Consider the following 13,023-nt stretch of genomic DNA (forward strand, 5'->3'; position numbering starts at 1 on the left):
GTTACTGGCCTCCGATGGAGTCGGCCTCGCGAGCCGTCTCGCGAAGCTGCAGCACGTCGCCGACCCGTACCGGACCGAGGACGTTCCGGGCGATGATTCGCCCCTGGTTCTCGCCCTCCTGGATCCGGCACTTGACCTGCATGGCTTCACCGTGCATGCCGGTCTTGCCGACGATCTCGATCACTTCGGCGGGGGTCGCGCCGTCCCCTTCGTTTTCAGCGCTCATCCTTGATCACCTACTGGAGCTCCTCGACCTTCTCGGAGATGTCCTCGACGTCGCCCTCGGCGTCGCCGGCGTCGACGATCGCCGCGGCGGCGCTGCCGACCTCGAGGCCGGCGGCGTGTCCGACGTCGTCCTGGGTGCCGACGAACACGTACGGGATCTCCTTCTCGTTGGCCAGTTCGGGGAGGTGCATGACGACCTCCTCGGGGCTGACGTCCTCGGCGACGAAGATGAGCTCCGCGTTACCGCGCTCGACGGCCTTCGTCGTCTCGTTCGTTCCTTTCTTCACCGAACCTGTGTCCCGGGCGACCTCGAGGGCCTCGAGGGCGTCCTCCTCGAGGTCGGCCGGCACGTCGAAATCTACGTACACTGACATTTGTATTAGCACTCCTCCTACGCGCGGGCTCGCGCTCCCCCGCCGTCGAACCGAATCGCCTCGCCGCCGGTCGGTGAGACGCGGTTCTCGCGCCCGCGACGGGCGCGCTTGTCCTTGTTCCGGCTAGGAGCATCACAACCCCACGTAGGCTGTACACCTTCGTACTGCATCACCGCATAAAAGCGCTTATGAACGCGTTCGGCCGTGCGAACCGGAGACAGGCCGGAACTCGTCGCCGATTGTCAGTGGAACAGCCGAAGAGACCACCGTGAATGAACGCAGTACGTGAATATTTCTTTTCGATTCGGTAAATGTCTTTTTCGGGGAGAAAACGTTTAAGTGGGTCGCGAGCCAATTGGGACCTGTATGAGCACTCAGGAGACGGTCCTCCGGAAAGCCGGCAGCGTCGAGGAGAGCGAGGCGCTACGGATCGACGAGGACAAGGCCGAGCAACTGGTCGACGCGCTGAACACGGACCTCGCGGCGACGTACGTCCTGTACCACCAGGTCAAGAAGCACCACTGGAACGTCGAGGGCGCGGAGTTCCTCGAGCTCCACGAGTACCTCGGCGACGTCGCCTACGACCTCGAGGTCGCGGCCGACGCCTTCGCCGAGCGCGCACAGGCCATCGGCGGCGTCCCGCTGTCCGGCGGCGCCACCTACGAGGAGCACGCCCCCATCGAGCCCGAGGGTGACGACGTCTATGACATCCGGACCTCCCTCCGCAACGACATGGAGGCGGCGGCGACGATGATCGAGACGATGCGCGACCACATCGCCTTGGCCAACGACCTCGGCGACTTCGCGACCGAGGAGGTCCTCCGCGAGCACCTCGAGACCCTGGAGGAACACGCCCACCACTTCGAGCACTACCTCGAGGACGACACCCTGGTCCTCGAGTCGGCGACCAACTGATCGGAGAGACGGAGCAGAATCGGCTCGGCTTTTTCGCGGTGCAGTATTCCTAACTCTGACTACCGTCGGACCTCGACGGTGAAGTCGGTCGCGAGCCAGCCGTCGCTGTTGTTCGGTTCCGTGAAGACGGTCTTCTCCGGGGACGTCGAGTGCGCACGGAGACCCGTGTCCGATTCGTGTTCCTCGGGAGTGGCTGCCATTACCGACAGGTCGGTCGCGACAGCGCTAAAAGGTTTTGGTCGGCCTAAACCGACACCCACTCGCTGGTGGCGTCGGACTCCGGGAGGTACCACTGCTGGTAGGTCGCCTCGCCGCGGCGGTTGAGCTCGACCACCGCGTCGACGGCACTCGAGAGCGCCTCGGGGACGGCGCCCGGCATCGCCGGCAGGTGGACGTGGACGACCGCGTCGAATTCGCGTGCGGTCTCCCGCAGCGAGTCGAGGAAGGAGACGAGCTCGTGGTCCGGCGTGGCGTCGACGTAGGGTCGCAGGGAGTCGACGCAGATCCGGAGCCGGTGACCGTCCTCGGAGAGTCGTCGGACCGTCGACCGGATCTCCCGGTGCAGCGAGTCGAGGTCCGTCGGCGTCTCCGCGGGCGCCGGTCGCGCCGCGCTCCGGGTCTGGACGGGTCGGTCGACGACGGCCGCCGGGTCGGTCGCGCCGGTGACCGACCCGTCGGTGCTGACGAGGACCTCCGCGGCGTCGCCGCCTAGGAACCGCTCGCAGACGTCGGTGTGACCGGCGTGGGCGGCGCCGAGGACCAGCACCGACCCGCCCTCGCGCTTCAGCTCCGAGAGCGCCTGCGCGACGGCGGCGTCGGACGGCGGCTCGTCGTCGAATTTCATGGTCGTACGTGCTAATAAAAAGGCAGCGCCGACAATAAACGTTCGGGCTCGTTCGGGAGATGGTACTTTGGTCGTCCGGACCGTAGCGACGCCCATGGACGACCGCGAGCGCGAACTGGACGAGAGCGTCGACGACCTCGCGGCGACCCTGGAGGCGCTCCGCGAGGAGCTCCAGGACCCGCCGGAGGGACCGCTCGGCCTGCCCCGTCCCCCGACCCCGGGGGAGTTCCTCCGTTTCACCGAGCAGTACACCATCCCGGCGCTGATCTCGATCCTGGAGACCAGCATCCGCACCCTGGAGCTGCTGGCCGCGGCCCTCCGCGTCGCGGACGGCCGCCCGCTCGACGGGCCCTCGGGCGGGCGCCGCGGCGCCGACGACCCGCGGGCCGACCGGATCGCCTCGGCCAGTCGGCGGACGCTCCGTGCGCTCGACGACGCGCTGGCGGACCTGCAGTCCGCCGCGGCCGGCGGCGAACCCCAGAACCCCGAACTCCAGCGACTCCTCTCGGAGGCGCGCGACCTCCGGGCGGAGGTCGACGACCGCCTCGCCGACGCGACCGCCGACCCGGCGGATCGCCCAGCAGAACCAGGGCCCGGTCCGGAATCGAGATCGGGACCGGAACCGGTGAACATCGAGGTCAAGGGCGGTGACGACGAGGCCGAGGACGACGAGGACGACCCCGGGGAGCGCGACGTCGGCGTTGACGTCGACAGCGAACTCGAGTCCATCAAGCGCGAACTCGACGAGCCCCCCGAAGAACTCGACGGCGAAAGCCGACGCGACAGTGGTCTGGAGGAGGACAATTCGGACGACGACGGCGTCGGCGTGGACGACACCCCCGCCAGCGACGAGAGCGACCCGGGGGACGACCCCGAAACTCCAAACTGAGAGTAAATTTATACGGGTGGGCACCGTCCGTTACCACATGTCGAGCTTCGACGGCGTGCGGGTCGATCTGTATCTTCGCGACGAGACGTCGCCGGCGGTCGCCGACCAGCAGCGACGCGCCCGCTCGCGACTCGAGGACCGCCTCGGCGCAGCGGACGTCGCCGTCGAGGAACACTCGAAGCGCGTGCCGGCGGACGACGAGGACGCACTGTACTCGACGTACGCGGACGTGCGCGCGTGGGCGGACGACGCCGGGGTCTCGCTGTCGCCGTTCTTCCAGCGCCGGGAGTCCTACGACCCCACGGCCCAGCAAGTCCGGGAGATGGTGACGCTGCCGGTCCTGTGGCTCACCGTCTCCGAGCGATCCGCCCTCCTGGCGACGTACCCCCACGTCGACGGCGCGGTCGCGACCGTCTCCGACGCGGTCGACGACCTGGTCGACGACCGACGACCGCCCAACTGGGCGGCGGACTGAAAGGTACTCGGCCGGACCGGGCCACTGATTTCCACCGGCGTTTCACGCCGTCGCACTCACTGGGTCGGTCCTTCAATCCGATTCGAGCCGACACTTCGCGCCGACGCGCTCACCCTTTCGGCTCGAATCGGTACCCGTCCCACTCCTGGCTCTCCGGCTCCCGGATCCCTGCCCCGGGCTCTCTGAGCTCCTCGCAGTAGACCGGCTCGACCTCGTCGCCGATCTCGACGTCGTCGGAGGTGACCTGCCCGAGCGCCCTGACGGGCGAGCCGTCGACGTCGAACTCGACGATGGCGAGGGTGTTCGGCTCGCGGACCCCCGGCGGCGTCGCGTAGGAGGTCGTCCAGGTGACGACCTCGCCGGTGTACTCCGAGAGGTCGACCGTCTCGACCGGTTCGCCGCCGTCCGGGCCGATGGGGTGGCCCGGGTAGGTGATCGATCCGTCCTCGTAGCGGTAGGCTTCCATCGTCATCGTCGACCCTCCAAGATGGCGGTGGTGACGCAGTTGCCGAAGCCGCCGACGTTGCAGGCCAGGCCCGCGTCGGCGTCGACCTGCCGGTCGCCGGTCTCGCCGACGACCTGCTTGTATATCTCGTAGCCCTGTGCGACCCCGGAGGCGCCGAGGGGGTGACCCTTCGACTTCAGGCCGCCCGAGGTGTTGATCGGCAGTTCGCCGTCGATCTCGGTCGTGCCCTCGTCCATCTCCTTCCAGGCCTCGCCCTTCGGGGCGAAGTCGAGGCCCTCCATCTGGAGGAACTCGAGGATGGTGAACATGTCGTGGAGCTCCGCGACGTCGATGTCGTCCGGCCCGAGACCGGCCATCTCGTAGGCCTGCTTGCCGGACTCGACGACGCCGCCCATCGTCGTCGGGTCGGCGCGCTCGTGGACGACGTGGGTGTCCGTGGCGCCGCCGATCCCCGAGATGACGGCGTACTCGTCGGCGTACTGGTCGGCCACGTCGGCCGGACAGAACATGAGCGCCGCCGAGCCGTCGGTGATCGGACAAAAGTCGTAAAGCCGCAGCGGGTCGGCGATCATCGGCGAGTCCAGCGCGGTCTCGACGTCGATCTCCTTCTGGAACTGTGCATGGGGGTTCCGGGTCCCGTTCTCGTGGTTCTTGACGGCTACCTTCGCGAGACTCTCCCGCGGCGCGTCGAAGGTATCGAGGTAGAGCCGGGCGGTGAGCCCCGCGAACGACGGCAGCGTCACGCCCTGCTTGTACTCCACGGGGTGGGTGATGGAGGCGATGACGTCGGTCGACTCGCCGGTCGTGCAGTGGGTCATCTTCTCGCCGCCGACGAGCATGGTCATCTCGGAGGCCCCGCTGGCGACCGACTGCCAGGCGGCGTAGATGCCGGCGCCGCCGGACGAGGAGGTCTGGTCGACCCGCTGGGTGTAGGCCGGCATCGCCGCGAGGTCGTGGGCCAGGGCGTTCGGGACGCCGGTCTGGCCCTCGAACTCGCCGCTGGCCATGTTCGAGACGTACAGGTGGTCGAGTTCGTCGGGCGTGACCCCGGCGTCCTCGAGGCACTGCTCGCCGGCCTGGGACAGCAGCTCCAGGACCCACTCGTCGCGCTGTCCGAACTTCGTCATCGAGGCGCCGATTACGGCTACGTCCGTCATCGGTCTCGTGGAAGCGGTGTCACGGGCACCGCGAGGCCGCCTTCCACTCACCTCCGCGGCGGCACTGTCGGGGCAGTTCGTACCGGCGGCGCGCGCCGATGCGGCCGGCGAGGCACCACCGCTCGGACTCTTCGGGCGCAGACGACGCCTCCGGGCCGTCCTCGCGGAGCCGGGCCGCCACCGCGGCGACCAGGGCCGCGACCTCGTCGGCGTCGGCGTCGGCCGGCAGTGTCACGCGGGCGCTCCCGGCGTCGGTCGGGACGTCCACGACGGTCGGGCCGGCCCCGTCGGCCGGCGCCGCGCCGGAGTCGGCGTCCGATTCCGTCTGGGGTTCGTATTCGAGTTCTGGCATTGTCAGAGGGGGATGTTTCCGTGGTCCTTCGGTGGGCTGTCCTCGCGCTTCCGGTCGAGCAGTTCGAGGTCGTCGATGAGCCGGCGTCGGGTGTCGTTCGGCTCGATGACGTCGTCGACGTAGCCGCGCTTCGCGGGCTTGTAGGGGTTCGCGAACTCCTCGCGGAACTCCTCCATCAGCTCCTGGCGGCGGCGTTCGGTGTCGTCTGCGTCCTCCAGCTCGTCGCGGTAGAGGATGTTGACCGCGCCGCGCGGCCCCAGCACCGCCATCTCGGCGCTCGGCCACGCGTAGTTGACGTCGGCGCCGAGCTCCTTCGAGCCCATCACGATGTAGGCGCCGCCGTAGGCCTTCCGCGTGATGACGGTGAGCAGCGGGACGGTCGCCTCGGCGTACGCGTAGATGAGCTTCGCACCGTGACGGATGATGCCGTTGTGCTCCTGGTCGGTCCCGGGCATGAACCCCGGGACGTCGACCAGCGTGACGATGGGGACGTTGAACGAGTCGCAGGTCCGGACGAACCGGGCGGCCTTCTGGGAGGCGTCGATGTCGAGGGTGCCCGCGTTGACGCGGGGCTGGTTGGCGACGACGCCGACGGGCTTGCCGTCCAGCCGGGCGTACCCGGTGACGACGTTGCGGGCGTAGCCGTCGTGGACCTCGAAGAACGACCGCTCGTCGAACAGCTCGTCGACGACGTCGATGACGTCGTAGGGCTTCTTCGGCGCCTGCGGGACGATGTCGCCCACGGCGGCGTCGCGCTCGGGGTCGTCCCAGGAGTCGACGGCCGGGGGGTCCTCCATGTTGTTCTGCGGCAGGTACGAGAGGAGCCGCCGGATGTTGTCGAGGGTCTCCTCCTCGTCCGCGCAGGCCTTGTGGGCCACGCCGGAGGTGGTGGCGTGGGTGCGGGCGCCGCCGAGTTCGTTCATCGACACCTGCTCGCCGGTGACCGTCTCGATGACGTCCGGCCCGGTGATGAACGCGTGGGCGGTGTCGTTTACCATGAACGTGAAGTCGGTGAGCGCCGGCGAGTACGTCGCGCCGCCGGCGCAGGGACCCATGATGGCCGAGATCTGTGGGACCAGGCCGGAGGCGTCGGTGTTGCGCTTGAAGATGCGGGCGAACCCGACCAGGGAATCGACGCCCTCCTGGATGCGCGCGCCCGCGGAGTCGTTCAGTCCGACGATGGGGACGCCGGCGTCGACGGCGCGGTCCATCGCCTTCGTGATCTTGTCGGCGACGACCTCGCCGACCGAGCCGCCGAGCACCGTGAAGTCGTGGGCGAAGACGAACACCTTCCGCCCCTCGACCTCGCCGTAGCCCGTGACGACGGCGTCGCCCGGGTACTTCTTCTCGTCCATGTCGAAGTTCGTCGACTGGTGCTCGACGAACGGGTCGATCTCCCGGAAGGAGTCGTCGTCGAGGAGGTACTCGATGCGCTCCCGGGCCGTCAGCTTCCCCTTCTCGTGTTGCTTTTCGATGCGCTCGTCGCCGCCGCCCTTCTTGGCGACCTCGCGGCGTCGCCGGAGCTCCTCGAGGGGGTCGTCGGTCTCGACGTCGGGTTCGACGTCGGAGCTCATCTTACCATTCCATCCCCCCGTTGACGGCCAGGATCTGGCCGGTCATGTAGCTCGCGTCCTCGCTGGCGACGAAGCGGACGATGCCGGCGATGTCCTCCGGCGTCGCGAAGCGATCGAGGGGGATGCGCTGGAGGATCTTCTCCTGGACGCGCTCGGGGACGGTCTCGAGCATGTCGGTCTGGACGAACCCTGGCGCGACGCAGTTCGCCGTCGAGTTCTCGGACGCCAGTTCGAGCGCGAGGGTCCGGGTGAAGCCGAAGAGGCCCGACTTGGTGGTCGCGTAGTTGGCCTGTCCGTAGTTGCCCTGCTGGCCGACGACCGAGGAGATGTTGATGAGCCGCCCCTCGTCGGCGTCCCTGAGGTCGTCGAAGTAGGCGTTGCTGCAGTTGAAGACGCCGCCGAGGTTGACGTCCATCACGCGGTCCCAGTCCTCGCGGGTCATGTTGTCGAACTTCTTGTCGACGGTCATCCCGGCGTTGTTCACGAGGACGTCCGCCGGCCCGAACGCCTCCCGGGTCTTCTCGGCCATCGCCTCGACCTGGGCCATGTCGGAGACGTCGGCCTTGATCGGTACGGCGTTGCCGCCGGCCTCCTCGATGGCCTCGGCGGTCTCGTGTGCCTCCCCCTCGGAGGACCGGTAGTTCACGACGACGTCGGCACCGTGGTCGCCGAGCTCTTCGGCTATCGCGCGTCCGATACCTCTCGATGCGCCCGTGACGACGCAGGTTCGGTTTTCCAGTGTCATGGTTGGCTTCGCGGAGGGGACACCCACGCCCCTGGGGGTGATTCCACTCCCTGCTTCGTTCGTTAAACGGTGCGCAGGATTCTATAATAGTTCCCCTGATACATCCTAATATTTTTCGTACGATATACATACACTTTCGGCCTCCCATGGTCGGCCGCCGGATTCCTACGCCCTGAGACCTACTCCCGGAATCGACATAATAGTATGCCATTCAAACACACGGTCAGTAATCGGGAAAAAGGGGGGAGAACTCCACACCTCCCCTTCGGCGTTCGTCCCTCGCAGGGAGAAAACATAATATCAATAATATTCCTGACGCGACTGGTAACCAGCGGAACCCACGTCCGGAACGGAAGGTATTTTTGGTCTGCCTAAACAATAGGAGACCAATGAGCGCGGATCCGTCGGCCTTCGACCGACGCGGAGGTGACCGCCGTGTCTAGCGATACTGTTGATGCCACCCCCGACGCCGGCGTGGACCTCCCGGGGTCCGACCGGACCGTCCTGGAACTCGACGGCGTCGGCAAGTCCTACGACGGGACCGCCGTGATCCAGGACCTCTCGATCTCCGTCCAGGACGGCGAACTCCTGACGCTGCTCGGGCCGTCGGGGTGCGGCAAGACGACCACGCTACGGCTCGTCGCCGGCCTCGAGCGGCCCGACGAGGGAACCGTCCGTCTCGACGGCCAGCCGGTCTCCGGCGACGACTTCGTCGTCCCGGAGGAACGCGACGTCGGCGTGGTCTTCCAGGAGTTCGCACTGTTCCCCCACCTCACGGCCCGCGAGAACGTCGCCTTCGGCATCCAGGAGTGGCCCGCCGACGAACGGGAGCGGCGCGTCGACGACCTGCTCGAACTCGTCGGCCTCGTCGACCACGGCGACAAGCCGCCGGGGGAACTCTCGGGCGGCCAGCAGCAGCGGGTCGCCCTCGCCCGGTCGCTGGCGCCCGAACCGAGCCTGCTGTTGCTGGACGAACCGTTCTCGAACCTGGACGTCGACCTCCGCGTGGAGATGCGCGAGGAGGTCCGGGAGATCCTCAAGGAGGCCGGCGTCACCGCGATATCGGTCACCCACGACCAGGAGGAGGCCATGTCCATCTCCGACCGGGTCGCCGTGATGCACGACGGCCAGATCGAACAGGTCGGCACCCCCGAAGCGGTCTTCCAGCAGCCGAAGTCCCGCTTCGTCGCCGGCTTCCTCGGGCACGCCTCCTTCGTCTCCGGCCACGTCGAACCGGACTGCGTCGAGACCGGCGTCGGCTGCGTCCCGCTGGACCGAGTCCACGGCCTCACGGACGACTACGTCGGCAGCGACATCGACGTCATGGTCCGTCCGGACGACGTCTACGCTCGGCCGGCCGACCCCGCGGAAGCGAACGGCGAGGTCGTCCACCGGCGGTACCTCGGTCCGACCGTCCTCTACCGGGTGGAGATCGACTCCGGCGACGTCGTCGGCTGCATGCACAACCACGCCGACGAGGTGTCGCTGGACGACCCCGTCCACGTCGGCCTGGACGCCGACCACGAACTGGCGTGGTTCCCCCGGGGCGAGCGGAAGATGGCCGACGGCGGCCGGTCCGGCCAGTAGCCGACCCCCGCGGCCGATGATAACGGTGCGGCTCTTCTAGAGCGATTCCGGCTGTTCCGAGCGGTCCGTCAGCGGAGGTCAGAGACGAGCGGTTCGATCTCCGCCTCGTCGCGGGTGTACGGCGTCGCGTGGTCTGTCCGCGGCGGACGGTCGAAGGGCCGCTCCGGGGGACGGCGGCCTCCGTCGGAGGCCAGCGACCGCATCCGGTCGTTCGGAGACTGGTCGTCGGTCGGGTCGGTAACGTTCGGGACGATGGGTGCGTCGGTGGTGTCTGGTGACTGCATTGGTGTGGTGGGCGCGAGACGATCGGACGGCGATGCGACTGCCGGAGAATCAGGGGCGTACGCGTACGCGTACAGGCGAGGTGGACATCGCGTATCGACGTCTGGGACGGCATCCATAATAAACGTTCATGCTAGAGCAGCGTTCGCCGCCCGGCGGCCACTGCCGGAGAGCAAGGCTCAAATCCGTGCACCGTCGACCTGCGACCGTGAGTCTCACGCTGGCGTTCGAACTGGCCGCGCTCCGGCGGCTCGCCGACCCCGAGGGCGCCGTCGCCGACGCCCGGACCTGGAGCGAGCACGTCGGCGTCGTCACCGACGACCCGCCGTACGTCCTGACGAAGTTCACGCGCGACAACCACGTCCGCAACGACTTCGAGCCGGCGAGCGAACCGGCCGCCGAGACGCTCTCGCACCTCCTCGAGCACTTCGAGACCGACCGGTTCGTGTTCGTCGCAGCCGAGGCCGACGCGGCGCCCGACGGCTGGGAACGCCAGGCCGTCGCGAACGCGGCGGCCGAAGCGGGCTGGGCGCTCGCCCCGGAGGACACCGAAACCGAACAGCCCGGCGGGTCCGGGGGGACCAGCCGGCAACGCGACGACTGGCCCTAGAGCGACCGCAGTGCGACGACGGCGACCATCGCGACGACGAGCGCGGCCAGCAGATTCTCGGTCTTCCAGGCGACCACCGCCGCCAGCGCCGCTGCGGTCCACTCCGGCGGTCCGCCGTCGACGAGCTCCGGCGCGACGATGGCCACGATTATGGCCCCCGGGAGCGCATCGAGGCCGGCCTCCGTCCGCTCGCCGACGTCGACGCGGCCGAGCAGCCAGAGGCCGCCGGCCTTCGTGGCGTAGGTCACGAGCGCCATCGCCACGACGACGCCGACGACCAGCGGGTCGAGGTCAACCACGGCGGACCACCGCCACGACGCTCCCGAGGACGCCGCCCAGCAGGATGTACCAGCGGCCGGGGAGCGCCTCCGCCCCGACGACCGCCACGCCCGCGGCGACGACCCAGGGGAGCAGGTCCTCGCGGCCCCGCCACAGCCCGACCGCGATGGCGACGAAGATGGCTGACAGCACGAAGTCGAGTCCGTAGCGCTGCGGGTCGCCGATGACCCCGCCGACGGCCGCCCCGGCGGCGGTGGTCGCCACCCACAGCACCCAGATGGCCAGGCCGGCCCCGAGGAGGAACGCCCCCCGGCCGGCGCCCTCGCGGAGGTCCGCGATGGAGAGCGCCCAGCTCTCGTCGGTCACGAAGAACAGGCTCCCGTACGCGCGCGCGGGAGAGATTTCTTTGAACCACGGCCGCAGCGACGCGCTCATCAGGACGTACCGGAGGTTGACGATCAGCGTCGTGACGACGATCGCGAGGACGGGCAGCGGCGCGTCCCACAGCTCGACGGCGATGAGCTGGGAAGCGCCGGCCAGCACCACCGCGCTCATCAGGGTGGCCTCGGCGACCGACAGCCCGGCCTGCCTGGCGAGGACGCCGAAGGCGATGCCGTAACCGCCGACGCCGACGGCCACCGGCAGGCAGGTCCGGAACCCCGCGACGACGCCGGACCGAGTGAAGGAGACCGACATACGGTACAGTCTCACCGGCTCCCGTTTGGTCGTTCCGGGAGTGTGAGTACCACTGGCAATCGCCCGACTGCGACCCGACCGACTCCGACGACGCCACTCGCCGATCGCCGCTCAGCCGTCCCGGGGCGACCCGGTCGACGCCGGCGGGAGCGCCACGTGGAACGTCGACCCCTCGCCCGGCTCCGACTCCACCCAGATCTCGCCGTCGTGGCGGTCGACGACCCGCTTGCACAGCACCAGGCCGATGCCGGTGCCCGACGAATCTTGAGAGTTGTTCGGGATAATAATTGCTCCGTTCGCGAATCGGCACGGGAAACGCTCGCAGCGCTGGCCGAACGATTGAGGAGCACGTGAGCCAGTTCAGAAAGATTCCGAACCCCCGATCAGGGGGTGTTGAGGGCCGTCTCGCGTCGTATTTGCGACAATCGCTCGAAGAGCCATTGTGTATATCGGCATATGGTTTATGAGTAGGGGGCTCCGACAGAGCCTTCGTGACACGTACTAATCATATTTTTCCTGCCATACTCGTGGCAGCCGATTTGGCCGGTTGCAGAAGACCGGATGGGGGAGCCTCTGATGCTACTGGTTTGAACCGCAGACGAGAGTCCAGAACCGTAGTACCAGCAGTACAGAGCGGCAGCGAGTAGACTCGTTCGACCGTCGAAGACAGCGGCGAGGGGTAGGAACCCCATCAGCAACAGAACATCACTCTGGACGTTCTTCTAGCGGGATGCTGGCTACCTGGATGCGACTTCCGGAGGTCGATCTGCTGGGCCAGCTCCGGCTGTGCCCCATCCTGAGTAGAGTTCTCACGTAGTGCGGGCAAGATTACCCCCAGGATAGGCTTGCGGTTGGGCGCCTCGCCTCAGAGAAGGTTCGAGCGGCGACGCGTCTGCGTTCGGGAGCCTCCCACACTCGAAGCCCACTCTAATCATCTACAGATGTGTTTCAGTGGAGGTTGATCTGCCCGTAAGCCCAGTCTTGACCGCTGGTCAATTCTTGTATAGCTGTTCTTCGATACTGTTAGCGAAAGCAGGGTCGAGAGTCTGGTGCTACTGGAAGTACCTGCTGTGACTGGCTTCCCCCACTGAGAAGACGTCCAGTGATCGATGGCAGTTACGAGACAGATCACTGTTCTCCCCATTGAGCTTCGGGAGATGCGCACTTCTAATCCCGGACAGCGAGACAGATTCTCCGACAACGAGTGATGGACATCATCGAAGTAGGCGACCTCCGGACTGGGACACAGCTGTTCTTAGTGTAGGATGTGAGTGGCGAGTTCAATTTCCGACAATCTAGATTAGTGAGCTGATCGGCTCCGACTACGATTATCGAGATAGTCGAAATCAGAGCAGTGTATCATGACCGATGAAGAGTTAGGCTCCTCGGCAGAATCCCAGAGGCGATGTTGATAGGTGTGACTTATCGTGGTAATTATTGACGTGGGTAATTTGCTAGCACCCATATTTTATATCGCCTGAGTTGCAGTAGAGGAGAATCTGGCGATTTAGATATATTGATAAATCACTTAGTCACCCGTCATTACCAATGCA

Annotated in this window: 17 protein-coding genes and 1 pseudogene; 5 read left to right on the top strand and 13 right to left on the bottom strand. The window is 67.1% G+C overall.

The features are described 5' to 3' along the window. Position 1: 1 nt before the first annotated feature. Both HWV07_RS02620 and rpl7ae read right to left on the bottom strand, forming a co-directional pair. Positions 2 to 226: a 30S ribosomal protein S28e gene (locus HWV07_RS02620; RefSeq protein WP_178332807.1), complete on the bottom strand. Its 225-nt coding sequence runs from the start codon at positions 224 to 226 to the stop codon at positions 2 to 4. Between the two features lie 10 nt (positions 227 to 236). Next, entirely contained in the window at positions 237 to 599 is a 363-nt protein-coding gene (gene rpl7ae, locus HWV07_RS02625; RefSeq protein ID WP_178332808.1) for a 50S ribosomal protein L7Ae, read from the bottom strand. Positions 600 to 965: 366 nt separating this feature from the next. Here rpl7ae and dpsA point away from each other — a divergent pair, with 366 nt between their 5' ends. Beyond that, on the top strand, positions 966 to 1,514 hold the full coding sequence (gene dpsA, locus HWV07_RS02630) for a DNA starvation/stationary phase protection protein DpsA (RefSeq protein ID WP_178332809.1): 549 nt from the start codon (positions 966 to 968) through the stop codon (positions 1,512 to 1,514). A gap of 59 nt (positions 1,515 to 1,573) precedes the next feature. Here the strand turns inward: dpsA and HWV07_RS02635 are convergent, their stop codons facing one another. After that, complete coding sequence (locus HWV07_RS02635) at positions 1,574 to 1,714, bottom strand: hypothetical protein (RefSeq protein ID WP_178332810.1); 141 nt, start codon at positions 1,712 to 1,714, stop codon at positions 1,574 to 1,576. Between the two features lie 44 nt (positions 1,715 to 1,758). Next, positions 1,759 to 2,358 carry a DUF7504 family protein gene (locus HWV07_RS02640; RefSeq protein ID WP_178332811.1) on the bottom strand — a complete coding sequence of 200 codons (600 nt, stop codon included), beginning with the start codon at positions 2,356 to 2,358 and terminating at the stop codon, positions 1,759 to 1,761. Between the two features lie 94 nt (positions 2,359 to 2,452). Here HWV07_RS02640 and HWV07_RS02645 point away from each other — a divergent pair, with 94 nt between their 5' ends. Further along, complete coding sequence (locus tag HWV07_RS02645) at positions 2,453 to 3,247, top strand: DUF7547 family protein (RefSeq protein WP_178332812.1); 795 nt, start codon at positions 2,453 to 2,455, stop codon at positions 3,245 to 3,247. Between the two features lie 37 nt (positions 3,248 to 3,284). Then, positions 3,285 to 3,722 carry an HTH domain-containing protein gene (locus tag HWV07_RS02650; RefSeq protein WP_178332813.1) on the top strand — a complete coding sequence of 146 codons (438 nt, stop codon included), beginning with the start codon at positions 3,285 to 3,287 and terminating at the stop codon, positions 3,720 to 3,722. 109 nt (positions 3,723 to 3,831) lie between these two features. On the opposite strand, the gene HWV07_RS02655 is transcribed toward HWV07_RS02650, so the two are convergent. The 5 genes from HWV07_RS02655 to HWV07_RS02675 are packed head-to-tail and all read right to left on the bottom strand — an operon-like array spanning position 3,832 to position 8,016. After that, positions 3,832 to 4,194: a Zn-ribbon domain-containing OB-fold protein gene (locus tag HWV07_RS02655; protein WP_178332814.1), complete on the bottom strand. Its 363-nt coding sequence runs from the start codon at positions 4,192 to 4,194 to the stop codon at positions 3,832 to 3,834. After that, positions 4,191 to 5,345, bottom strand: a complete 1,155-nt coding sequence (locus HWV07_RS02660) for a thiolase family protein (RefSeq protein ID WP_178332815.1) — start codon at positions 5,343 to 5,345, stop codon at positions 4,191 to 4,193. Before HWV07_RS02660 ends, HWV07_RS02655 begins: the two co-directional genes overlap by 4 nt. Positions 5,346 to 5,364: 19 nt before the next feature. Beyond that, entirely contained in the window at positions 5,365 to 5,697 is a 333-nt protein-coding gene (locus HWV07_RS02665) for a DUF8022 family protein (RefSeq protein WP_178332816.1), read from the bottom strand. A 2-nt stretch (positions 5,698 to 5,699) separates the two neighbouring features. Further along, a complete protein-coding gene (locus HWV07_RS02670) occupies positions 5,700 to 7,271 on the bottom strand; it encodes an acyl-CoA carboxylase subunit beta (protein ID WP_178332817.1) in 1,572 nt (523 codons plus the stop codon). 1 nt (position 7,272) lies between these two features. After that, a complete protein-coding gene (locus HWV07_RS02675; RefSeq protein WP_178332818.1) occupies positions 7,273 to 8,016 on the bottom strand; it encodes a beta-ketoacyl-ACP reductase in 744 nt (247 codons plus the stop codon). A gap of 435 nt (positions 8,017 to 8,451) precedes the next feature. Between HWV07_RS02675 and HWV07_RS02680 the strand changes: the two genes are divergently transcribed. After that, the gene (locus HWV07_RS02680; RefSeq protein WP_178332819.1) at positions 8,452 to 9,603 is read left to right on the top strand and encodes an ABC transporter ATP-binding protein; all 1,152 of its coding nucleotides are present in this window, start codon (positions 8,452 to 8,454) and stop codon (positions 9,601 to 9,603) included. Positions 9,604 to 9,671: 68 nt separating this feature from the next. On the opposite strand, the gene HWV07_RS02685 is transcribed toward HWV07_RS02680, so the two are convergent. Then, positions 9,672 to 9,887 carry a hypothetical protein gene (locus HWV07_RS02685; RefSeq protein ID WP_178332820.1) on the bottom strand — a complete coding sequence of 72 codons (216 nt, stop codon included), beginning with the start codon at positions 9,885 to 9,887 and terminating at the stop codon, positions 9,672 to 9,674. A 206-nt stretch (positions 9,888 to 10,093) separates the two neighbouring features. Here HWV07_RS02685 and HWV07_RS02690 point away from each other — a divergent pair, with 206 nt between their 5' ends. Beyond that, positions 10,094 to 10,495 carry a DUF7124 domain-containing protein gene (locus tag HWV07_RS02690; RefSeq protein ID WP_178332821.1) on the top strand — a complete coding sequence of 134 codons (402 nt, stop codon included), beginning with the start codon at positions 10,094 to 10,096 and terminating at the stop codon, positions 10,493 to 10,495. Here the strand turns inward: HWV07_RS02690 and HWV07_RS02695 are convergent. The 3 genes and pseudogenes from HWV07_RS02695 to HWV07_RS02705 form a co-directional block, all read right to left on the bottom strand. After that, a complete protein-coding gene (locus HWV07_RS02695; protein ID WP_425487814.1) occupies positions 10,492 to 10,752 on the bottom strand; it encodes an AzlD family protein in 261 nt (86 codons plus the stop codon). The genes HWV07_RS02690 and HWV07_RS02695 overlap by 4 nt on opposite strands. Positions 10,753 to 10,786: 34 nt before the next feature. Next, positions 10,787 to 11,470 carry an AzlC family ABC transporter permease gene (locus HWV07_RS02700; RefSeq protein ID WP_178332823.1) on the bottom strand — a complete coding sequence of 228 codons (684 nt, stop codon included), beginning with the start codon at positions 11,468 to 11,470 and terminating at the stop codon, positions 10,787 to 10,789. 111 nt (positions 11,471 to 11,581) lie between these two features. Continuing rightward, positions 11,582 to 11,731: pseudogene (locus HWV07_RS02705) on the bottom strand (ATP-binding protein); the annotation flags it as partial. Positions 11,732 to 13,023: the final 1,292 nt, after the last annotated feature.

This window comes from Natronomonas salina, assembly GCF_013391105.1.
Taxonomy (GTDB): Archaea; Halobacteriota; Halobacteria; order Halobacteriales; family Haloarculaceae; genus Natronomonas; species Natronomonas salina.

Coding starts and splice junctions, on each gene's coding strand:
- HWV07_RS02670 (WP_178332817.1), bottom strand. CDS start 7,271: ATGAGCTCCGACGTCGAACCCGACGTCGAGACCGACGACCCCCTCGAG.
- rpl7ae (WP_178332808.1), bottom strand. CDS start 599: ATGTCAGTGTACGTAGATTTCGACGTGCCGGCCGACCTCGAGGAGGAC.
- HWV07_RS02665 (WP_178332816.1), bottom strand. CDS start 5,697: ATGCCAGAACTCGAATACGAACCCCAGACGGAATCGGACGCCGACTCC.
- HWV07_RS02675 (WP_178332818.1), bottom strand. CDS start 8,016: ATGACACTGGAAAACCGAACCTGCGTCGTCACGGGCGCATCGAGAGGT.
- HWV07_RS02685 (WP_178332820.1), bottom strand. CDS start 9,887: ATGCAGTCACCAGACACCACCGACGCACCCATCGTCCCGAACGTTACC.
- HWV07_RS02620 (WP_178332807.1), bottom strand. CDS start 226: ATGAGCGCTGAAAACGAAGGGGACGGCGCGACCCCCGCCGAAGTGATC.
- HWV07_RS02655 (WP_178332814.1), bottom strand. CDS start 4,194: ATGACGATGGAAGCCTACCGCTACGAGGACGGATCGATCACCTACCCG.
- HWV07_RS02635 (WP_178332810.1), bottom strand. CDS start 1,714: ATGGCAGCCACTCCCGAGGAACACGAATCGGACACGGGTCTCCGTGCG.
- HWV07_RS02695 (WP_425487814.1), bottom strand. CDS start 10,752: ATGGCGCTCGTGACCTACGCCACGAAGGCCGGCGGCCTCTGGCTGCTC.
- HWV07_RS02700 (WP_178332823.1), bottom strand. CDS start 11,470: ATGTCGGTCTCCTTCACTCGGTCCGGCGTCGTCGCGGGGTTCCGGACC.
- HWV07_RS02640 (WP_178332811.1), bottom strand. CDS start 2,358: ATGAAATTCGACGACGAGCCGCCGTCCGACGCCGCCGTCGCGCAGGCG.
- HWV07_RS02660 (WP_178332815.1), bottom strand. CDS start 5,345: ATGACGGACGTAGCCGTAATCGGCGCCTCGATGACGAAGTTCGGACAG.
- dpsA (WP_178332809.1), top strand. CDS start 966: ATGAGCACTCAGGAGACGGTCCTCCGGAAAGCCGGCAGCGTCGAGGAG.
- HWV07_RS02645 (WP_178332812.1), top strand. CDS start 2,453: ATGGACGACCGCGAGCGCGAACTGGACGAGAGCGTCGACGACCTCGCG.
- HWV07_RS02650 (WP_178332813.1), top strand. CDS start 3,285: ATGTCGAGCTTCGACGGCGTGCGGGTCGATCTGTATCTTCGCGACGAG.